The organism is Marinomonas piezotolerans (genome assembly GCF_003362755.1).
GTDB lineage: Bacteria > Pseudomonadota > Gammaproteobacteria > Pseudomonadales > Marinomonadaceae > Marinomonas > Marinomonas piezotolerans.
Map to the genome: position 1 here is coordinate 229,514 of NZ_QKRA01000002.1, position 21,500 is coordinate 251,013.

At 49.6% G+C, this 21,500-nt stretch carries 21 protein-coding genes; 17 read left to right on the forward strand and 4 right to left on the reverse strand.

Translation table 11 applies throughout. The features are described 5' to 3' along the window. Positions 1-28 precede the first annotated feature (28 nt). Complete coding sequence (locus DN730_RS05020) at positions 29-1,312, forward strand: NAD(P)/FAD-dependent oxidoreductase (RefSeq protein ID WP_115467019.1); 1,284 nt, start codon at positions 29-31, stop codon at positions 1,310-1,312. A gap of 83 nt (positions 1,313-1,395) precedes the next feature. Here the strand turns inward: DN730_RS05020 and DN730_RS05025 are convergent, their stop codons facing one another. Next, on the reverse strand, positions 1,396-2,211 hold the full coding sequence (locus DN730_RS05025; RefSeq protein WP_115467020.1) for a helix-turn-helix transcriptional regulator: 816 nt from the start codon (positions 2,209-2,211) through the stop codon (positions 1,396-1,398). A gap of 566 nt (positions 2,212-2,777) precedes the next feature. On the opposite strand from DN730_RS05025, the gene DN730_RS05030 reads away from it, so the two are divergent. The 8 genes from DN730_RS05030 (at position 2,778) to DN730_RS05065 (ending at position 10,087) form a co-directional block, all read left to right on the forward strand. Then, positions 2,778-4,112, forward strand: coding sequence for a glutamine synthetase family protein (locus DN730_RS05030; RefSeq protein WP_115467021.1), 1,335 nt, complete (start codon positions 2,778-2,780; stop codon positions 4,110-4,112). Between the two features lie 115 nt (positions 4,113-4,227). Beyond that, a complete protein-coding gene (locus DN730_RS05035) occupies positions 4,228-5,319 on the forward strand; it encodes a polyamine ABC transporter substrate-binding protein (RefSeq protein ID WP_115467022.1) in 1,092 nt (363 codons plus the stop codon). Positions 5,320-5,389: 70 nt separating this feature from the next. Then, positions 5,390-6,544 (forward strand): ABC transporter ATP-binding protein, encoded by a 1,155-nt coding sequence (locus DN730_RS05040; RefSeq protein ID WP_115467023.1) that lies wholly within the window; start codon positions 5,390-5,392, stop codon positions 6,542-6,544. Then, the gene (locus DN730_RS05045; protein WP_115467484.1) at positions 6,544-7,479 is read left to right on the forward strand and encodes an ABC transporter permease subunit; all 936 of its coding nucleotides are present in this window, start codon (positions 6,544-6,546) and stop codon (positions 7,477-7,479) included. The genes DN730_RS05040 and DN730_RS05045 overlap by 1 nt, the downstream gene beginning before the upstream one ends. Beyond that, on the forward strand, positions 7,476-8,288 hold the full coding sequence (locus DN730_RS05050; protein WP_115467024.1) for an ABC transporter permease subunit: 813 nt from the start codon (positions 7,476-7,478) through the stop codon (positions 8,286-8,288). Before DN730_RS05045 ends, DN730_RS05050 begins: the two co-directional genes overlap by 4 nt. 28 nt (positions 8,289-8,316) lie before the next feature. Then, positions 8,317-9,027, forward strand: coding sequence for a glutamine amidotransferase-related protein (locus tag DN730_RS05055; protein ID WP_115467025.1), 711 nt, complete (start codon positions 8,317-8,319; stop codon positions 9,025-9,027). Positions 9,028-9,173: 146 nt separating this feature from the next. Next, the gene (locus DN730_RS05060; protein WP_115467026.1) at positions 9,174-9,611 is read left to right on the forward strand and encodes a helix-turn-helix domain-containing protein; all 438 of its coding nucleotides are present in this window, start codon (positions 9,174-9,176) and stop codon (positions 9,609-9,611) included. Between the two features lie 62 nt (positions 9,612-9,673). Continuing rightward, entirely contained in the window at positions 9,674-10,087 is a 414-nt protein-coding gene (locus DN730_RS05065; RefSeq protein ID WP_115467027.1) for a VOC family protein, read from the forward strand. A gap of 135 nt (positions 10,088-10,222) precedes the next feature. Here the strand turns inward: DN730_RS05065 and DN730_RS05070 are convergent, their stop codons facing one another. Beyond that, positions 10,223-10,825, reverse strand: coding sequence for a nitroreductase family protein (locus DN730_RS05070; RefSeq protein ID WP_115467028.1), 603 nt, complete (start codon positions 10,823-10,825; stop codon positions 10,223-10,225). A 169-nt stretch (positions 10,826-10,994) separates the two neighbouring features. Between DN730_RS05070 and DN730_RS05075 the strand changes: the two genes are divergently transcribed. The 3 genes from DN730_RS05075 to DN730_RS05085 all read left to right on the forward strand — a co-directional run bounded on the left by DN730_RS05075 (position 10,995) and on the right by DN730_RS05085 (position 14,105). Beyond that, positions 10,995-11,885, forward strand: a complete 891-nt coding sequence (locus DN730_RS05075) for a LysR family transcriptional regulator (protein WP_115467029.1) — start codon at positions 10,995-10,997, stop codon at positions 11,883-11,885. Positions 11,886-12,042: 157 nt separating this feature from the next. Next, positions 12,043-13,119 (forward strand): GGDEF domain-containing protein, encoded by a 1,077-nt coding sequence (locus DN730_RS05080; RefSeq protein ID WP_115467030.1) that lies wholly within the window; start codon positions 12,043-12,045, stop codon positions 13,117-13,119. A gap of 230 nt (positions 13,120-13,349) precedes the next feature. Next, positions 13,350-14,105 (forward strand): SDR family NAD(P)-dependent oxidoreductase, encoded by a 756-nt coding sequence (locus DN730_RS05085; protein WP_115467031.1) that lies wholly within the window; start codon positions 13,350-13,352, stop codon positions 14,103-14,105. A 108-nt stretch (positions 14,106-14,213) separates the two neighbouring features. Here DN730_RS05085 and DN730_RS05090 read toward each other — a convergent pair whose 3' ends face one another. Continuing rightward, the gene (locus DN730_RS05090) at positions 14,214-16,592 is read right to left on the reverse strand and encodes an aminotransferase class III-fold pyridoxal phosphate-dependent enzyme (protein WP_115467032.1); all 2,379 of its coding nucleotides are present in this window, start codon (positions 16,590-16,592) and stop codon (positions 14,214-14,216) included. A 278-nt stretch (positions 16,593-16,870) separates the two neighbouring features. Here DN730_RS05090 and DN730_RS05095 point away from each other — a divergent pair, with 278 nt between their 5' ends. The 5 genes from DN730_RS05095 (at position 16,871) to DN730_RS05120 (ending at position 21,003) form a co-directional block, all read left to right on the forward strand. After that, positions 16,871-18,379 carry an aldehyde dehydrogenase family protein gene (locus tag DN730_RS05095; RefSeq protein ID WP_115467033.1) on the forward strand — a complete coding sequence of 503 codons (1,509 nt, stop codon included), beginning with the start codon at positions 16,871-16,873 and terminating at the stop codon, positions 18,377-18,379. A 75-nt stretch (positions 18,380-18,454) separates the two neighbouring features. Next, positions 18,455-19,285 carry a helix-turn-helix domain-containing protein gene (locus DN730_RS05100; protein ID WP_115467034.1) on the forward strand — a complete coding sequence of 277 codons (831 nt, stop codon included), beginning with the start codon at positions 18,455-18,457 and terminating at the stop codon, positions 19,283-19,285. A gap of 307 nt (positions 19,286-19,592) precedes the next feature. Further along, positions 19,593-19,850: a type II toxin-antitoxin system Phd/YefM family antitoxin gene (locus DN730_RS05105; RefSeq protein ID WP_115467035.1), complete on the forward strand. Its 258-nt coding sequence runs from the start codon at positions 19,593-19,595 to the stop codon at positions 19,848-19,850. Further along, positions 19,838-20,140, forward strand: a complete 303-nt coding sequence (locus DN730_RS05110; RefSeq protein ID WP_115467036.1) for a type II toxin-antitoxin system RelE/ParE family toxin — start codon at positions 19,838-19,840, stop codon at positions 20,138-20,140. Before DN730_RS05105 ends, DN730_RS05110 begins: the two co-directional genes overlap by 13 nt. Before the next feature lie 161 nt (positions 20,141-20,301). After that, positions 20,302-21,003, forward strand: a complete 702-nt coding sequence (locus DN730_RS05120; protein ID WP_115467037.1) for a helix-turn-helix transcriptional regulator — start codon at positions 20,302-20,304, stop codon at positions 21,001-21,003. Here the strand turns inward: DN730_RS05120 and DN730_RS05125 are convergent. Then, positions 21,000-21,404, reverse strand: coding sequence for a VOC family protein (locus tag DN730_RS05125; protein ID WP_115467038.1), 405 nt, complete (start codon positions 21,402-21,404; stop codon positions 21,000-21,002). The genes DN730_RS05120 and DN730_RS05125 overlap by 4 nt on opposite strands. Positions 21,405-21,500: the final 96 nt, after the last annotated feature.

The following is a 21,500-nucleotide window of genomic DNA, read 5'->3' on the forward strand; positions in this document are numbered from 1 at the left end:
GTCTTTAAGCTTTGGAAGGTCGTTCATTATGTCAACTCCTACTCATGCAAATTCGTATTACGCGGCGTCGGCAAACGACAAAGCGTTGCGCCCACAGCTGACTGGCGAGCTTCGCTGCGACGTCTGTATCGTTGGAGCTGGTTTTACCGGCATCTCTACGGCGCTTGCGTTGGCAGAAAAAGGCAAAAGCGTCATCGTTGTTGAAGGCTCTCGTGTAGGCTTTGGTGCATCGGGTCGTAACGGTGGCCAAATCGTCAACAGCTTTAACCGCGACATTGATTACATCTTCAATAACTACGGCAATGTGATTGGCCAAAAAATGGCGAAAATGGCGTTTGCTGGTGCGGATCTGATTCGCCATCGTATTGAAAAGTACAACATTGATTGTGATTTAAAACACGGTAACGTCTTCGCAGCCTGTAATAAAAAGCAATTTGAAGAGCTAAAAGCCAAACAAGCATTGTGGGAATCCCACGGCCACAATGATCTAGAGCTACTTACTGCATCAACGATCCAAGATCACATCGGGACAGATCGCTATGCTGGTGGTTTGCTGGATCGTAAAGGCGGTCACATTCAGCCATTAAATCTTGTGTTGGGCCAAGCCAAAGCGTTTGAAAGCCTTGGTGGACAAATCTTTGAAGACTCAGAAGTGGTGCGTCTGGAGCAAGGTGTGCCGGGTAAAGTGGTCACCAAGCAAGGCAGTGTCGTCGCGGATAAGATCGTCGTCGCGGGCAATGCCTACGTCTTTGGTTTGTTACCAGAAATTGAGAAAAAGGCGATGCCTTGTGGCACGCAGGTGATTGCGACGGAGCCACTGTCCGAAGACATGCAAAAACAACTGTTACCGACAGATCGCTGTGTAGAAGACTGTAACTATGTACTCGATTATTACCGTTTATCCGGCGACGGTCGCTTGATTTACGGTGGCGGTACGACTTACGGTGCGCGCGATCCGGGTAAGATTGAGTCGATCATTGTGCCGAAAATGTTGAAAACCTACCCAATGTTAAAAGGGACTAAAATCGACTTCGCCTGGACCGGTAACTTCCTATTGACCATGATGCGTATGCCTCAGGTGGGTAAAATCGGTGACAACCTGTATTACGCGCAAGGTTACTCCGGTCATGGTGTGACGAACTCACATCTTATGGGTGAAATCCTGTCGGATGCGATTGATGGTGATACCGAGCGCTTCGACGTGTTCGCTAGCATGCCGCAGTATCAGTTCCCTGGCGGCCGCTTGTTGCGCATCCCGTACACTGTCGCGGGTGCAGCGTACTACAACATGCGTGATCGTTTCGGTATCTAAGCGCCGAGAGTGTTTAGAGATGCTAAAAAGCCGCTTTCGAGCGGCTTTTTTGGTTGAGTACGATCAGTGTCTATACGTAGAGCTTAACTTGCCCTGTCCAGCGCGTCTAAGTGGCTGAGAAACAGCGTGAAGATCTCAGACTGGGTTGAGGTATCAAGTCGCGCATGGATGTTCTTACGATGCACCTTGACGGTCCCTGCACTGATGCCAAGCTCGTTGGCGATGGACTTCGAAGAGTGCCCCTTGAGTAATAAGCCCAGTATTTCCTGCTCGCGGGTGGTGAGCACGCCTTGAGCAAAGGTTTTGAGTGCGTGTTTCAACGGGCCTGTAGAGGGCGGGCGCTCAACAAACTCCCCTGCTTGCGCCATCCAAAATTGGCTGATCAAGGCCTCAATCATGGGAAACACCGTTCTCAGGTTGTTCAGCTCTGATCGACGTATCGAGCCAACGGCTTTCTTGCGCCCCAGAGACACCGCGCAGGTCGTGGTGGCGTCTAGGTCTACCAAAATATTGATCTCATCGACCAAGTCAAAGTTGCGATAGCAGGTTTGGTAATACTCGGTTTCTTCGAAGGAATCCGGGGCCATGTCCACTAACCGATACACGCCAGGAGTAATCCCCTGTTGAATGGAGTTAAACACGGGATCGAGTAAATACGCTTGATACAAATAGATGCGCAGCGTCTGGCTTTGCTCAGCGGGGTCAGTTGGGTGGATCAGAAGTGGTTTCAGCGCCTTTTTGTAGGTCACGATGAGAAGGGTGTCGAAGTAGCATAGGTTACGCAAAAAGCCTTCTAATACGCTTGGGAAGCTGGGCACTCGTACGTGGCAGGTCAAATTACTTAAATCTTTCATCAGCTCAGAAAGATCTAGCTGCCCTCGTAAGGTGTTTTTTTGCATGACGTTTACGCCTCTCTTTTTACTTTGAATCAATGACTGCGTGACAGCAAAACGCTGTTACCTAAAGATAGTAGCGGGGATAAAAGCAAATCTCGCGCCAACTATCTAGGGTTAGGCCTGTCACCATTAAGTCGATTTAAATGTCGGTTTTGGAAATCCCTTTGTAGCCGAAGGATTTCTTTGTCCTAGACAAAAATTTCATCGACTTCTTATCCCTCCTTGTAGTACTAATAAGCTCATAACCCGAATAATGTTTCGGCTTATGCTGTGCGAATCTATTTCCTTTAGGTGCGTGTTTCGCTAAAACGCCCGAATATCGGCCTTTTTAGCAAGGCACAGATAAATCAGTGTAATACCTCCAGTATAGTTTTTATACAAAGACGACCCTTCTTGCATATACCTAATCGGGGATAGTTACTCGCATCATTTGCTCGGGTTAAAGTGATTTATATCGAGAGAACCTGACCTGAATTAACATTCTTAATGCTTAACTCGAAATAAAGTTCGGCTATTCAGGCGCTAAGAGAGTCTCCCGCAGTAAGACTAATTTCATAAGAGTATTTTTTATGTCGGATATTTACGAAGGGAACAATGAGTTTGATCTGTTTATCACAGATTTAAACGGAAACTTACGCGGTAAGCGTATGCCCTCAAGTGGTTTAAAAAGCGTGATGAAGCAGGGTGTAAAATTGCCTCATTCCGTGATCGGCTTCGACCATTGGGGCGATGATGTGCTCGACAATGGCATGGTGTTCGAAACAGGTGATAGTGACGGTATTTGTCTACCCGTTCACGATGAACCGATTCCGGTACCATGGGCAGAGTCCGCTCGCGATCAGATTTTAGCCATGATGTACAATGCCGACGGCACACCTTTTTACCCAGACCCTCGCCAAATCCTGACGCGCATCGTGAAGCGCTTCAAAGATTTAGGGTATACCCCTGTCGTAGCGACGGAGCTGGAATTCTACCTATTGGACGGCACGTCTGAAGCGAAGCGCGTTCCGTCTCCGCCAGTGATTGTTGATGGTAATGGCTGTCGTTTAAGCAAAACCGATTGTTATTCCATTGAAGAAATGGATGGATTGGAAGGCTTCTTTGCAGAAGTACGTGCCGCGTGTGAAGCACAAGGCATCCCAGCCGACACCATTATTTCTGAATTAGGCCCTGGCCAGTTCGAAATTAATATGAAGCACACCGATGATGCGGTGCTCGCTGCGGATCATGCGATCATGTTCAAACGTTTGATCAAAGGCGTTGCGCGTCAGCATGACTTTGGTGCAACCTTTATGGCGAAACCTTACGCAGATAAAAGCGGTAACGGCTTCCACGTCCATTTCAGCTTGCTGGATGAAAAAGGTAACAACGTCTTTAACAATGGAACAGAGGAAGGTTCTGGCTTGCTTCAACAAGCGGTTGCTGGTTTGCTGAATCACATGTCGGACTCTATGCTGGTGTTTGCGCCGCATTTGAACTCTTACCGTCGCTTCCAAACGGGCGCTCACGCTCCGACGTTCGCGAGCTGGGGCTATGAAAACCGTACGGTGGCAGTCCGAATTCCAGAAAGTGAAAATATTGCTCGTCGTATTGAGCATCGCGTTGCGGGTGCCGATGCGAACCCTTACCTTGTCTTAGCGGCGGTGTTGGGTGCAGCGTTGCACGGCATCGAAGCGAAAATGTCGCCGCCAGAGCCAATTGAAGGCGATGCTTACGCGATGTCTGAGCGTTTTGAACCGCTGCCGAATCGTTGGGAGTTAGCGACCGAATCGTTTATGGACAGTGCTTTCTTGCGCGATTATCTCGGACCTGAATTTGTTCGAGTGTTTGGCTCTGCCAAAGAGCAAGAACAGCTAAAAATCTACGGCCGCATATCTAATGTGGAATATGAAGCGTACTTATAAGCGCGCTACCCTAGATGAACAATAAGAGAGTTAAGAAGAAGCTCCAAAGAACTGAGAAACAAACTAACAACTGGAACAGGCTAACGTGAGTTGGCCTACAATGGGAGAACCCAATATGAAACGTAACGCTTTAAATGTACTGATCGCAGGCGCAATCTCGACTTTTACCGCAAGCAGCTACGCGGAAGATGTCCTCAATATCTATAACTGGTCGGACTATATGGCGCCTGGCGCATTGGAACAGTTCTCCAAAGAGACGGGTATCAAAGTTAACTACGATGTGTACGACAGCAACGAAGTGCTTGAAGCTAAGTTAATGGCGGGTGGCTCTGGCTACGATGTCGTGATGCCTTCGAACTCGTTCTTCGAGCGTCAATTGCAAGCAGGCGTGTATCAAAAGATCGATAAAAGCAAGCTAAGCAACTACCCTAACCTCGATCAAACGTTGGCAAAAACCATTGAAAAACATGATGCGGGTAACCAATACAACATCCCTTACGCATGGGGAACCATTGGTATTGGCTACAACACTAAGATGATTGAAGAGCGTCTTGGTACCTCTGAGATTGATTCTTGGGACGTGCTATTTGACCCAGAGATCGCTGCGAAACTACAAGACTGTGGTATCTCAGTTCTCGACTCACCTGCTGAAATGATGTCTGTTGTGCATAATTACCGTGGCGTCGATCCGAACTCTGAAGACACAGGTGAGTTGGATGCGTCTAAGCAGCTGATGTCTGGTGTGCGTGATGACATTAAGTACTTCCATTCTAGTAAGTACATTTCTGACCTAGCGAACGGTGATATCTGTGTTGCTGTTGGTTACAACGGTGATGTTTTGCAATCGAAAAGCCGTGCTGACGAAGCAGGTCAAGGTGTAGACATCAAATTCGTGATTCCGAAAGAAGGCACAGTCGTTTGGTTTGACCTAATGGCGATTCCAGCGGATGCACCACATCCAGAAGCGGCGCATAAATTCATCGACTTCGTTCTACGTCCTGAAATTGCAGCGGCGATTTCTAACTACGTTTACTTCGCAGTGCCAAACACGGCTGCGGAACCGTTGCTAAATGATGATGTAGTAAACAATAAAGGCATCTACCCAACAGAAGCTGTAAAAGAGAAACTGTACGTACAAGTTGCCCATACAGCGCGCTTTGACCGTTCGTTGACTCGTGCTTGGACTAATATCAAGTTAGGTCGCTAAGCACTTGTGACGATGCTAGGCGATTCCCTAAATCGCCTAGCTTGCTTTCTTTCTTTGCTACAGGTGGGTTATGTCTGTTTCATCCGTAATGCCTCAAACAACGTCACAAGCTAAGCCTAGTTGGCGTCAAACCGATGCGGAGCCTTTTGTCCGAATCGAACAAATCACTAAACAGTTCGGCGATTTTACTGCCGTAAACAATGTGTCTCTCGACATTTACCAAAATGAGCTGTTTTGCCTGTTAGGTGGCTCAGGCTCTGGCAAAAGTACATTGCTACGTATGCTTGCTGGATTTGAAGCGCCGACCTCAGGCCGCATCATCATTGATGGTGTGGACATGTCTCATACGCCCCCTTGGGAGCGTCCTGTAAACATGATGTTTCAGTCCTACGCCTTGTTTCCACATCTGAGCGTCGAAGCCAATGTTGCCTTCGGTCTGAAACGTGAAGGGCTGCCAAATGCAGAAGTGAAGAAACGTGTGGCAGACATCCTCGACATGGTGCAACTGGGTCATTTAGCCCGTCGTAAACCGCACATGTTGTCAGGTGGTCAGCGTCAACGTGTCGCTTTAGCACGTTCATTAGTTAAGCAGCCGAAGCTGTTGCTACTGGATGAGCCGCTTGGCGCGCTGGATAAAAAGCTGCGTGAAGAAACCCAATTTGAGCTGATGCGCTTGCAAGAAGAGCTCGGCATCACCTTCATCGTGGTAACCCACGACCAAGAAGAAGCGATGACTTTAGCGACGCGCATTGGTGTCATGAATCACGGCGTGATCGTACAAACCGCCGAGCCTCATGACATGTATGAGTACCCGAGCAATCGGTTCGTGGCGGAGTTCATCGGTAACGTTAACATGTTCGAAGGTACGGTTGTCACCGATGAGCGCGACAGCGCAACCGTGCATTGCAACGATTTACAAGGTCTGGTGTATCTGGATCACGGCATTAGCTGTGCGTCGAATCAAAGTGTCAGCGTTGCGATTCGTCCTGAGAAATTACGCATCACACGCGATGCACCGAATACGCCACACAATCGCTGTGAAGGCGTGATTACAGAAGTGGCGTACATGGGCAGTCAGTCGATTTATAAGGTACGTTTAGCGTCTGGCTGTGAAGTCCGTGTGACACAACCCAACGCGCAGCGTGATTCGGGTGATCGTTTGACTTGGGATGACCATGTACACCTGTCATGGGATCCAGATAGCAGCGTGGTACTCACATCATGATGGCGACTTCAGCACCCTCCGACTCTACTCGCTTGAGTTTAATGCAGCGATTTCGCGCGCTTGGTTTAGGTCGCTGGCTCGTGATCATGATGCCGATGCTTTGGCTGGCAGCATTTTTCTTTATCCCTTTTTTAGTGGTGTTCAAGATCTCCCTTGCGGAGGCGATGATTTCGGTACCGCCCTACTCACCACTGATTGAATGGGATCCGAACAACGCTTACGCCACGCTCAAAGTGACGTTTGGCAACTACTTATTTTTGTTCGAATCGCGATTCTACCTTGATGCGTACCTAAGCTCGTTGCGTATTGCCGGGATCTCGACGTTTTTTGCTTTACTGATTGGCTTTCCGATTGCGTATTTGATCGCTCGCAGCGGCCCAACGGCGCGTACCGTGTTGCTGTCGCTGGTCATTTTACCGTTTTGGACGTCTTTCTTATTGCGTGTTTACGCGTGGATGGCGCTGCTGAAAAAGAATGGCTTGGTCAACGATGTCATGATGTCGATTGGCTTAATCGATCAGCCGTTGCAGATCCTGCAAACTGACTTCGCGGTATACCTCGGCATTGTTTACACCTATTTGCCGTTTATGATTTTACCGCTCTACACCACCTTGGAAAAAATGGACTTGAGCTTGATCGAAGCGGCGCAAGACCTAGGAGCTAAGCCTTGGCGTGCATTTTGTTTGGTGACCTTGCCTTTGGCGAAGCCAGGTATTATCGCGGGTTGTATGTTGGTGTTTATCCCTGCAGTGGGTGAATACGTTATCCCTGCTTTGTTAGGCGGTTCCGATACGCTCATGATTGGTCGTGTGTTGTGGGACGAATTCTTCCTCAACCGAGATTGGCCGCTTGCGTCAGCCGTCGCCATCGTCATGCTCATTGTGTTGGTTGGTCCAATTATGTTTATGCGTAATGGCAACAAGGAGGCATTATGATCAAGGGCAACTCTTGGGCACTGAAACTCAGTGCTGGCTTTGGTTTTGTGTTTCTTTATGCACCGATCATCGCGCTGATTCTGTACAGCTTCAACGAATCCAAACTGGTAACGGTTTGGGGCGGTTGGTCGCTGAAATGGTACGGTGAATTGTTCCGCAACGAACAAATCATGAATGCGGCGTGGATCAGCTTAAAGATCGCTCTTATCAGTGCCACCTTAGCGGCTGTGTTAGGCACGCTTGCAGGCTTTGTTTTGAGTCGTATGCGTAAGTTCCGTGGTAAGACTATTTTGTCGGGTTGGGTGACGGCACCTCTTGTGATGCCTGAAGTCATCACAGGTCTGTCGTTGCTACTGTTGTTCGTTGCTATGGAAAGTATGTTTGGTTGGCCGGCGGGTCGTGGTACCACCACGATCGTCATCGCTCACACGACGTTTTGTTTGGCGTACGTCGCGGTGGTGGTGCAATCCCGTTTGGCATCATTGGATGAAACGCTGGAAGAAGCAGCGATGGATTTGGGTGCTAAGCCTGTATCCTTGTTCTTCTTGATCACACTGCCATTAATTTCACCGGCGATCTTGTCTGGTTGGCTGTTGTCCTTTACGTTATCGCTGGATGACTTAGTGATCGCGAGCTTTGTTTCTGGGCCAGGTAACTCGACGTTACCGATGGTGATTTTCTCCAAAGTTCGTCTTGGGGTAACGCCAGAGATCAACGCCTTAGCAACCTTGATGATTCTCGCTGTATCTGTGGCAGTGGTAGCGGCCATTGTGATCATGCGTCGTCAAAATCGATTCCAAGGGCCTTAAGCGCTGTTTGTTAGAGGAAAAGTAGTACATGAAAATAGGTATTCTCGCAGCGGGCGTTACGCCCGATGTGTTGTTGTCTCAGTATCCGACGTATGCACAGATGTTTGCTCAGCAGCTCGAAGCGCATGAACCTGAGCTGACGTTTGAGATCTTCGACGTACGCTTAGATGAGTTCCCAGCGAGCACAGACTCGTGCGATGGCTGGCTGATCACGGGCTCTAAGTCGGATGCTTACGGCGACGATCCTTGGATCCTTCAGCTGTGTGAGTTTATCCGTGAGGTCGACGCAAAAGGCCAAGTATTGGTCGGCATTTGCTTTGGGCATCAAGTCATTGCGCGTGCGCTGGGTGGCCGTGTGGCGAAGTTTGATGGTGGTTGGGGTGTCGGCGTTCATCATTACCAAGTGGTTGATGGATTTGAGACTCCATTGGGCCAAAAGGACATCGCGTTCTGTGCCTTCCATCAAGACCAAGTGCTTGAAAAGCCAGAAAAAATGGCTACTTTTCTGACCAGCAATTTCTGTCAACATGCGGGGTTGATCTACCAAGATCGTATTTTGACTTTCCAAGGTCATCCAGAGTTTTCAAAGCAATATGAAAACGAACTGGTGGATATGTATGACGGCGTTACCCTCACCCCTGAGGTGGCTAACAAAGCCCGTCAGAGCATTGAGCAAGACGACATTCAAAACCACCAACTGATGGCTTGGATCGGACAATTCCTAAAAGCCAGAGCGTAAACTCAACGCCTACTCGCTACGTCGAGTAGGCGTTACCTCCCTGAAAATGACTCCCCCGCAGCGATTGACTCGGATCCAAAGGTCTAAAATTATTAGCTTTGTGGTAGCGTTAGTGACAACGTAAGCAAATATTATGTTGGATATGCATGACGGTTAACCACACGCAATATAAAAAAGTTTGCCTTGGTCGAGACTATCTCACCCAGCACTACGCGCTCGCTTTTGATCTAGCGGACGTCGCAACCTATTCGTGTATGTCTAAATATCACTTTTGCCGCGTCTTCTCTGAAGTGTTTGGAGAATCACCATACCAGTACATTTCGAAAATTAGGATTGAGCGAGCAAAGGAACTCTTGGTAACAAGTCAACGCAGCATCAATGACATTTGTGAGTTGGTTGGCTACACCAGTATTGGCAGCTTTTCTGCGTTATTTCGCAAAAAGACGGGGTTGTCGCCGACGCAATATCGCACAAAATTACAGGCGTTAGCGAGCGACCCGCTCACTCACCCCATTCAGTCCATTCCTATGTGTTACGCGCACCGTTTGTTTGGCGCCAAGCTTGAAAAGAGCAATATTGAATAAGGTATCTTCGCTTCCTTTGGCTATGATCAGTAGCTCTACTTACTTTGTTGCCGGAGATGCCAATGATTCAGTCAATCGCTCATGTTACCGTTTACGTTCTTAACCAAGATGAAGCGCTCGATTTCTACCAAAATAAGTTAGGTTTTGAGGTCGGAACCGACATGACCGTAGACGGAGGTTTCCGTTGGCTAACCGTCTTTGCAAAAGCGCAGCCAGATCTTGAGCTTGTCTTAGCCGAGCCAAAAGAAGGGCCAATGTTTACCAAGGATGCCGCAGACAAGATTCGAGCCCTCGTCGCAGATGGCGCGTTTGGTGCCGGGGTTTTCGAAACAGCGAACTGTCAAAAGACCTACGAAGAGCTTTTCGCGAAAGGCGTTGAGTTTATACAACCGCCTACCGAGCAGTTTTACGGGGTCGAAGCCTTAGGCGTCGATAACTCGGGAAATTGGTTCAGCCTAACGCAACGAGCGAAGTAACGACCTAACGCGTGTTCGATGGATCGTAAGATCGAAAATCTCCCCGATCAGGCCGCGAATTGAGCCAGATGAAAAGGCACCCTGCTTTTCACCTGGCTTTGGCTGATCTCAGCGAAACGCCGCCGTCACCGCTATTTAAAATGTATTCTCAATAACGATCTCCGACAGCGGTAGCTGGCCGCCCCGTGGGTAGGCTTGCGTGGTGCCTTTGCCAATGGCGATCATCATGACAATCACGTGGCTTTCGGGCAGGTTAATAATCTCGCCGACTTTATCGATATCAAAGCCGATCATGGGGCTGGTCTGGTAACCCAGTGCTTCGGCGCAGAGCATAATATTTTGTGCCGCCATGGCCCCAGAGCGGATGGCTTCGTCCCGTTGTAGCCATTCTCGGCCACGGTAAAAGTCCTGCAACATGTTGACCAAGGTTTCCTGAGTGGTTTGATCGACATTTTCCCAGTAGCGTTCTGGTGTTTCTTGCCATGATTGAGTATTCGCGGTAACCACCAGCAGAGTCGACGCATCGGTCACCTGTGTTTGATCCCATGCTGCGCTACGCAGCTGTTGGCGAATGTTCATGTCTTTGACATGGACAAAACGCCAATGTTGAATATTGAACGAGGTTGGCGCGAGGCTCGCGGCTTCGAGCAGGGTGTTTACATCCTCTTGAGGCATAACATGGTTAGGGTCGTATTGCTTAATGGAACGACGATGATGAATGGCTTCGATGGTGTTCATTTGGAGCTCCTATAAAGGGTCAGTGACGATAGAAACCATTGTGTTTTGATATGCTCTTTGCGTAAATTATTGATATCACCGTTTCGGTTTTGCGTACTATGCAAAAGTGAGTGCTTTACTTTGTGAGTGATGGTGGTATTTAGTTCAGGTTTGGCTAAGGGAGCAGAACATGCTTGAAGCGATGGAGCAGTTTGTCAAAGTGGTGGAGCTGGGTTCGTTCAGTGCCGCGGCGTCCGCATTAGGGAAAACGCCCAGTACCATTACGCGTCGGCTGGACCAATTGGAGCACGAGCTAGGGGTCAAATTACTGGTGCGCTCAACACGGCACCTAGAAGTAACGCCAGATGGAAAACAGTTCTACAGTCAGTGCCAAGAGGTTTTGCAGTCGGTTAACCAAATCAAAGAGAGCTTTGGCAAGCCAAGCGAGCGGGTAGAAGGGCTGATCCAGATAACGACTTTTGACACGATTGGACGGGAAACGTTGACACCGCTCGTGGCAGAGTTTCGTAAGCGATATCCAGACGCCCGCGTAGCAATTCATTTGACAAATCAACTGGTTAACCTCTATGACAGCCCTTTCGATTTAGCCATTCGCTATGGTCGCCCAGAAGACTCCAACTTGATTTATCGCCCATTACTGGATATGTCTGCGGTCTTGGTCGCGGGAGCAGACTATGTCGCCAAACACCCACCTTTAACCACCCCTGAGGATTTACACAAACATGCGTGTTTGACGTTTTTCCGACCCCGTCAATTTACTTGGTGGTATTTTCAAAAGGGCAACGACACTCGCAAAGTGCGCATTGATCCTGTGCTGGCGTCAGACGGTGGTGCGCCTTTGCTAATGTGGGCGCGCGCGAATCAAGGTGTCACATTGGTGAGCCGCACATTTGTTGAAGACGACTTGCGCTCTGGGCGCCTAGTAGAGTTATTACCAGACTGGCAACCCTCGTTAACTGAGAGTGGTGAGGCCATGATTTATCTTAATTGGAAAGCCAGCAGCGCTAAGCGCCCCGTTGTAAGAGCCATGGTCGATTTTCTCATTGAGCAGATTCGCTAGTGCCCCCCTTCATGCGCTGCGTTACCTCCCTAATATCGTCGCTATTAACTTAATCCATACAAAAGTTGTGACTATCGATACCGTTCTTTTCAATTTCGGGCTCGTTTGTACAAAGCGTAACCACTATGATAAGTAGGTGAAGATATGGATAGACACTATGCGCAAACGATACCGAGATACAACATTAGAGTGGTTGCTTGGCGATAAAGATAAGCCATTCGAATATACGCATCACGCAGTATTGCTGTTTACTGTGTTTCTCTATGTGTTAGCCGCATCCGTCAACTATTACTTCGACTTAGCCAACATATACAACATCGGCCTGCAGATGTTTATTTCGCTGATGGTAGTCGTTATTTGGTATCTATCACGCTGGAAAAACCAATTTCAAACAATGCGATTTCTGTTTATCTTAGTCATCGTATTGGTATCCATCCCTGCCAATTGGGTGGGTAATGGGGGCTCTGATGGCCCGACCTATCTGCTGATTTTTGGTTCACTCATCTACATTTCTGTCTCATTCAAAGATTTAGGGATATTCCGCCGCTTAGGGCAGCTCTTTTGTATCATTATTCCTATTCCACTGATGGTGCTGGAAAAACTGCATCCAGAGTTGATTTTCAAGTATGGGGATCCAGAGCTGAAACAGCTCGACTTGCTCATCACATTTATCATCATGGCTGTTTTTTCGATCGTGATGATGGGAAGTCTATCGACTCGATTTAAGCTAGAACGACACAAAGCCGAGAGACTGGCGGAAAAGCTACGGTCATTGTCGGAGAAAGATTATCTCACTGGGCTGTACAACCGCAGAATCCTAGATAAAGAATACATGGCCTGGACGCAGCAAAATCAGGTGTTTAGCTTAGCCTTGCTCGATTTAGACCACTTCAAACATCAAAATGATCAATGGGGTCATAACTATGGCGATGAGATTCTAAAAAGCTTCTCGGCGTTGTTACAAGAGACCGCGTCGCGTAATAAGGGCTTAGCGATCCGCCAAGGGGGAGAGGAGTTTGTACTCCTATTACCGTTGTCATTAGATGACACCTATCGAGAGTTGAAATACCTTGCAGAGTCATTTCGCACGACGGATTTGGCGCACGGCCCCGTCACGTTTAGCGCAGGTATTGCTGAAAATACCGCCACGGATAATCAAAATGACCTACTGAAACGTGCGGATAAATTAATGTATCAGGCGAAAGACGCAGGCCGAAACCGCATTTGTCGATAACACCTCTGTTGGTCAATGTGGCTCGAACGCTGGCCGTATCGCGAGTCAGAACGAAAAGCCCCGTCATGTTGATGGGGCTTTTTTTGTCGGTTTACAAAGGAGAACTACGCTCTGTTGGGTATTTTAGCGATGCTCGTAACTGACCTATGCTCAATGATCGATGCGCTAATGTGCGCGCTATCTACTCACCATAGGCACGTATGACGGTGCCATAAATCTCAGAGGTCTCTATGTTTTCTCTCGAAGGAATGAATGCACTTATTACGGGCGGTACGTCGGGTATTGGACTGGCAGCGGCCAGACGGTTTGCGGCTGCGGGGGCGCGGGTAGCGATTGTGGGTCGTCGGGATGCCACGAGTCTTGCAGAAGAGCTAAATGGAATATTTTTGCAGGCAGATGTGACCAATGAAGATCAGTTGCGCGCGTGTTTTGAGGAAGCCGAAGCGCGTCTAGGTAAGCTCGATATTATTATGAACAACGCGGGCATTGAGAATTCAGGGCCGACTATTGCCGAGCAAAGCGCGGATGAGTTTCAGCGTATTCTGGACATCAATGTTAAGGCGGTCTACAACGGCTTGCGCTTCGCGCCCCAGTATATGAACGACGGCGGCTCCATTATCAATACATCATCGGATGTATCAAAAGTCGGCTACCCGGGTTACGGTCAATACTCGGCCACCAAATCAGCGGTGTGCAGCCTAACACGCGTCGCGGCGATGGAGTTGGTACCCAGAAAGATTCGAGTCAACGCCATTTGCCCAGCGTCGGTATGGACTGAAATGTTGCCACCCGATCACCCGGAAGTGATTATGACCGAGCGCACTAGCCCGTTGGGGCGAGTGGGGCACCCAGAGGAAGTGGCGGCACTGTGCCATTTTCTCGCTGCGCCGGATTGCAGTTACCTGACAGGGCAATCCATCAGTGTGGACGGCGGATTGTCGGCGGGGATGGCGGAGCATACCTTTGAGCGACTCATAAAAGACTAGAAGCATTGAAGCTTATTAGTTATTGAGAGAAATATAAAAAGCCTGGCGAGTCGACCAGGCTTTTTTGTGAGCGTGACGTGTTGAATGAGGTCAACAGGGCGCTGGGTGTTAACCCAGCGCTGTGAGGCTTTCGTCCATCGCGTTGATGAAGAAGTCGACTTCTGCTTCGCCCCACGCCAACGAAGGGCGGATCTTGAGGGTGCCGGGGAGGGATTTGCCGATCATGACGTGGCGTTTAATCATTTCTGTGATCAACTGCTCGGTCTCGGCTTCTGCACGGGTGCGTTGCTCACGGCAATTCACCAGCTCGATGCCGACCAACATACCACGGCCGCGAACGTCCCCGATCAACGGGTGTTTCTCTGCCAACTGGCGCAGTCTTGCGCGGAGTAAGTCACCGATGTCGTTGGATTTTTTCACCAATTGCTCACGTTCGATGACATCCAACACCGCCATGCCCGCGGCGCAGGCAACGGTATTGCCGCCAAATGTACTGAACAGCAACGGATGGGTGCCACCAATAAACTGCTTCATCATCTTGCTAGAGAGAATCACCACACCTAGCGGATGACCGTTGGCAACGGGTTTACCCATGGTAACGAAATCAACTTTGTCTGGGTTGAGTCCTGCACCCATGAACCCCCAAAACGACCCCATGCGGCCAAGACCTGCTTGCACTTCATCGGCGATGACATAGCCGCCCGCCGCACGTGTTTTATCTGCGATCAGATCAAAGTAGTGGTCTGGCGGCGTGATCACACCATGAGCGCAGAGCGCGGTATCCAGCATCAGCGCAGCAGGCTTCATACCACGATGAGCCAAGGCGTCGATGGCGCGGTCTGCGTCTTCAGCGTAGCGGTCCGCCGCATCGGCGTGGCCCGCGTATGGGCCGTTGTACATATCCGGCTCGATCAGGCGCTCAATCTGCTTTGGATGCAACGCCTCAGGCAGGTGTTGCCACGATTCTGGCGAGTACTTGGTCGTGAGTTCGGTACAGCCGTGATAAGCGTTATGCAGCACCAAACCGCCTTGATGACCGCTTAACGATTGCGCGATCTGAACCGCCAAATCGTTGGCTTCACTGCCTGAGTTGACAAAAATGCAGGTGTCCAAATGGTCGGGGAGGTCTTTGGTCAATCGGGCTGCATAATCGGCAACGATGTCACACATATAGCGCGTGTTGGTATTCAAGGCTTCAGCCTGACGGGCGATGGCTTTAACAATGTGCGGGTGGCAATGGCCCATCTGAGGGACGTTGTTGTACGCGTCAAGGTAAGCCGTGCCATCTGCACTGTACATCCAGCCGCCTTGAGCACGAGTGATGTGCAAAGGCTGATCATAGAAGTGCCAAATCTTGCCAAGGTGCTGTTCACGGTGCTGCACCAATTCGTCTTGATCGGTGGCAAACGGCTGACCCTCGTTGTCAATGGGGCTGTAGACCGGGAAGCGTAACGCCTCGCGCAAGCGGCGAGTCACCGTCTCTTGGCCCATGTCGTTCAGCTTGAACAGCATCTTAGTAAAGAAGCGATCTTCTAAATGCGTACCAGCTTCGGGGTCGTTGAGCTTGCGGAAGTTGATAATAAGAGACGCCATCGCCAAGCGCAGACGCATGACATCAAACAGCAAATCGACTTCTTGCCCTGTCAATGGGTAAGCGCTGTCGAACCCTTGCGCCACATGCAGTAAAGGGCGGATTGGATCTTCTTCGCCTTCGCCGTAAGTCTCTGAAATAGTAACGATTTCTGCCAAAATACTGTTGAAACCCACATCACCAAAATCCAGAATCGCGGCGATTTCCGTCGGATCATCATGGCGCACCATCACATTGGCGTCGTTTGCGTCTTGGTGGACTAATTGGCAGCGCGTTTTCTTCAACGCGGGGAGGGTGTGCTGTTCTGCAAGCGTGAAAACAGAGGTCAACAAATCACGCAGTTCACCCTCAGGAATACCGGAAATCATGTCACGTAATTGCAGACAGTGGCCCAAGTCCCATAAGTGCTTGTTGCTGCCCGCATAAGGGTGGTAGAAGCTTTGCAACGCGGCGTTCATGCGCCCCATGGTCGCGCCAATATTGTAGTAGTACGCATCGCAATAGGCTTCGGGGGTGTCTTCCACCACGCGCCCATCCATAAACGCAATCAGGCGGATCATGTGGCGCTCACCACTGATATCAGACGTAATCCAGTCGTACGCTTTGCCTTGGCGAGTCGTGATGACAGGCGGAACCACTAGCGTGGGCTCCTGCTCTAAAATGTGGTCCACCGCCTTGATTTGCAGATCGACGATGCCTTCTGGCTCCTGCGCATTGGAGATTTTGATGACACCCTGTGGACCATCGTCATTACGAATCAACCAAGCTAAATCCCGTTCGCTGTTTAGGGCAGTAAAGCTACCTTCCAGACCATACAGTTCCTGCACCAATGATTTGATTTGGGACAGTTCAAACTGAGGCGGATTACGGTTAGCCAAAGATGAATGATTCGTCATGTTTTTATCCTTTCAAGAATAGAGAGTCGCTAAGTGTTTGGTTGGTATATGACCATGGAGCCTAGTGTGAGAGGCGTATCAAAAGAAGGCTATATCCCCTGTGGTGTAATTTGCGCAATGTTATCGGGAAAAATACCTTGCGCAGGGTATACCGCTTTGACACACGGCGATTCAGACTTTCTGAAGTGCATGGAAGGTTTGTGTTGAGTGGTGAGTTAAAACGCTCGTCCAACCGCCCCCTCCGTTTGATTTCCACCAAGACAATTACGAGATCTGTTATGAATAAGACGATTGAAGCAATGCTGGAAAAATACAATGTCACCCCCGAGACGCGTGCTTTCCTTGAAGCCGGCCATCAAAAAATGTTTATTGATGGACAGTTCGTTGACAGTGAGGGCGGGCAAACACTGAACATCGAAGACCCTTCCAACGGCGAACATTTACTGACTGTCCCGAGAGCAACCGTGGCTGATTTGGATAAAGCCGTCGCAGCGGCCAATCGTGCTTTTCGTAGTGGCCCTTGGGTAGACATGAAACCGAATGAGCGTCAGGCGCTACTATTCCGTATGGCCGATGTGATGGAAGAACACGCCCAGACATTGGCTGAGCTAGAAGCCATCGACGCCGGCAAAGCCATCAGCGGTTGCCAAGAAGTGGACATCGCAGGTTCCATCGACTTCTTGCGTTACATGGCCGGTTGGACCACGAAGCTGCAAGGCAACACGCGTAATGTCTCCTGCCCAGGGGAAGCGTTTGGTTTTACCTTGAAAGAGCCAATCGGCGTGGTAGGGGCGATTGTGCCTTGGAACTGGCCACTGAACATGGCAATGTGGAAAATGTGCGCGCCGCTTGTCGTCGGTTGTACGATTGTACTGAAACCCGCTGAAATCACGCCTATGAGCATGATTTATCTAATGAAAATCTGGCAAGAAGCGGGCCTACCAGACGGTGTCGTAAACATCGTGATCGGTACGGGTGTTGAGATTGGTAGCCCATTGGCAGGCCACCCTGGGATCGATAAGGTTTCCTTCACAGGTTCAACGCCGGTCGGTAAGCTCGTGGGTAAAGCCGCGATGGAAAACCTGAACCCCGCTACGCTAGAGCTAGGTGGCAAATCTGCGATGGTTGCGTTTGACGATGCCAAGCTGGATGACATCGTGACGGGTACACTGCAATCCGTCTTCTTTAACTCGGGCCAAACCTGTTCTGCTGGTTCGCGCTTGTATGTTCAGCGCGGCTTATACGAAAAAGCGGTAGACGCGGTGGCGAAAGCGGCCAACGAGATGGTAACAGGCGATCCGCTTGATCCGAGCATTACTCAGGGGCCACAGATTAGTCAAGCGCAACTGGACAAAATACTGAACTACATCGAATCGGGCAAAGCCGACGGTGCACGATTAGTGTGCGGTGGTACGCAGCCTGATCGCCCAGGGTACTACGTAGAGGCCACAGTATTTGCGGACTGTACCAATGATATGAAGATCGTTCGCGAAGAGATCTTTGGTCCTGTCTTGGCGGTGATCCCATTTGATACCGAAGAAGAAGCAGTACGTCTTGCTAACGACTCGGATTATGGCCTAACGGCGTCGATCTTCACCCAAGATGTCAGCCGCGCGCACCGATTGCTTAAAAAAATGGAAGCAGGTACTGTCTTTGTGAACACCCATGATGCGATGGATTCGTCGTTGCCATTCGGTGGTTACAAGCAGTCTGGTATCGGGCGCGATCTAGGCCCAGAGCAGTTAGATCACTTCCTACAAGTCAAAACGGTGATCATGCAGCTATAATGAAGAATTCGTTGCTAGGGGGAATGGTCTATATCCTGCAACAATTCGTCGCAGGTATATAACATTGAGGTACGTATGAGTCGAACAATATCTTCAACCGCCCTAGCAATGGTCGATCGGTTGTCAAAAGGCTTGGTTGATCTCGTCCCTCAAATCGGTAGCGAGGACTTTCCTCGCTTACTGGCTGAGGTGATCAAAGAGTTTGTGCCATCAGACGAGCTCACACTGATCCTGTTTGAAGATAAGCCCGTCTTTCTTGTGTCGGAAAAGACGGAGCTTATTGGCAGCCAGTCCGTTGATATGTATCTGGCAGGTGCTTACTTGCTGGATCCTTTCTACCGCGCCAGCGTTGACCTCAAGAAAAGCCAATTCTTTACCTACGATGAGCTGGTGCCAGATGGCTTTCGTCAGAGCGAATTCTACAAGCAATATCTGGTGAAAATCGGGCTCGAAGATGAATGTGGTTATTTGATTATCTTCCCCGGTGGGCAATTCTTGCACCTAAGTGTCGGTCATGGAAAGGGCAGCGAGGCTCGCTTAAACCCTTCCGAACTGCAACTGCTGGAATCCCTCACCCCGCTGATCGACATGCTGTGCCAACAACACTGGGGCGAACAACTCTCTAACCCATTGAATCGACAGCTAGACCAAGCCCTCGCCAACTTTGGCTCATCGAAACTGACCGAGCGCGAAGGCACCGTGATCCGCATGGTACTACAGGGGTATTCCACCTCCGCCATCGCCGACAAACTGTTCATCTCCCCCGGCACGGTGCGCGTGCACCTGCGTAACAGCTACAAAAAGCTCGATATTGGCTCCCAAGTAGACCTACACAACCTCTTCATGGGCGCGCTAATGCAGTTTGAAAACTACGAAGGCGGCGACCCACTAGAAGGCTTCTTCTAACCCGCCCCGACACCTCAGAAGATCAGCCTCCATGCAATTCAATTCACTTGCGCAACTTCTTCGCTTCGTTTCTCAGCTTCGAAACGTCAGCGCGAATTGAACGCATGGACGCCTATAAACGCCTCATTATTGTAGGTCGTGATTTATCGCGACAAGGAAGACGAGATCCCGCATACACTCCCTCCCTGACAGTACGGTTTATTGTGTAAACGAGCGTGCGCATTAACAAAATGTTAGCCGTCATGGAGCTTGTTATACTCAAAGTGATAGAATAGTATCACTTTAGTATTCCTCTGGAGCAGCTCGCATGAAAGTAGAACTCGTTACATCACTTAAACGTCAAGCAACTAAAATCCTCGCTGACCTCCACGAGACCAAAGAACCAGTGTTAATTACTGAGCATGGCAAGCCATCTGCCTATCTAGTTGACGTTGATGACTACGAATTTATACAAAATCGTTTAGCTATTCTTGAGGGTATAGCGCGTGGTGAGCGTGCGCTAGCTGACGGTAAAGTAGTAAGTCATGATGAAGCCAAGGACAAAATGTCAAAATGGCTGAAGTAATCTGGACCGACCCCGCGTTATCTGACCTGAATGATATCGCTGAATACATCGCACTTGAAAATATTGCAGCGGCAAAGCAGCTCGTGCAAACAATCTTCTCCAACGTCGAACGTCTACAAACTTTCCCAGAGTCAGGTCGTATTCCACCCGAACTAGAACATTTAAGTTATCGTGAAGTTGTCGTTAATCCATGTCGTGTTTTCTATAAACAAGACAGTGACAAAGTGTTTATTCTGTTTGTTATGCGTGTAGAGAGAGATTTGCGTAAGTTCTTGTTGAGTAAGCAATAGCCTTGGGAATGAGCGGCTAACAAACTGTTCAAGAGAGATTCGCAACGCGTGGCATTTTCACTATGCGTTGATTTTAGTGTTTAAGGTGGCTGCGGCGGCCTTGCGTAGTGCGTTGCTCACCCCTTAACAGGGCGTTAGGTAGCTTGCAGCACGGAGAGTTTATGGACTTGATGGTATGTACTTGGAGCGCAAAATTACCTGAAGGGCGTTTTGCTGTCTGGCCTGATGGTTGTCGTGACCTGATAGTGGTTGCTTCAAAAAATGATCCAGCCACCATTGTTTGCAGCGGCTTGGATGCTGGCCCTCGGCAAGTAGCCTGTGACGAAGGCACTTGTTTCGTTGGCGTCCGATTGGCAGTCGGGGTGACCTTTCCGTGGGAAAAGGAAAACCCGTGCTCAAAACGCGGTGACCAGATTCTTTCACAAGCTCCGCTTCTTGGTTGCCACGAATGGGGATCAGAAAATGATAGCGATGGAACGCTTGAAAAGCTGGTGAGTGTGGTCAATCACTTTGCGAGTCCCGCGCCTTCTTGGGTCTCGGAGTATCTTCAGGATGTACGGGATGGAGAAGTGCCACGGGCGATGCCGCTGAGTGAACGCAGTATAAGAAGAAAGCTCGCAGAGGCTAGCGGAGCGCCGCCAAGGTATTGGAAGTCTCTGGCTCGCGTTCGTCAGGCTGCGTTGGAAGTGGCGCGGTCAGAGGCGTCACTGGTATCAGTTGCGATGAAACATGGGTTTTCGGATCAGGCACATATGAGTCGTGAAATTCGGCGTTGGTTCGGAGTCACGCCCGCGACACTGCGAAACAATCGGAAGCAGTACATTGAGCGGTTATCTGCTCCCGATGCGTTCCTGAGTGTTTAGCTTTGTTCAATAATGTACTCTTCGAACCCGGCGCTCGGAGCAATAGGATGGTAGCAATAGACGATGACGCCAGAAGGATCCAGCAAACCGAATCCTCTATCGCCCCACGGGTGATCTTCCAGCGGCATCATCGGAGTGAGACCTGCTTCAGTTAGCTCAGAGTGAAGCTCATCGGCATCTTCCACAAGCAGGTTAAGAAAAGCGCCACCGGTGAACGCTTGCATGCCCTCTTGTGGGCTCATTAAACAAATTTCTGGCTCTTGATAAGGCGTGGTCAACCTAAGCACCACGTACCACCCGCAATCAAAAACGGGGCGCGCATTGAAGTGCTCTTCGTAGAACTTCCGAGTATCAGCGAGGTTTGGTGTAACGATGGTTAGGCTGGCAGATTTTATCGACATAAGTTTCTCCAAGCTATGTGGCGTGGTCGAAGGTGAATAAGAGCAATGAGCTTAACCAAGGTAGGTGGGCATTGTTTTGAATAAATCGGTCAAATT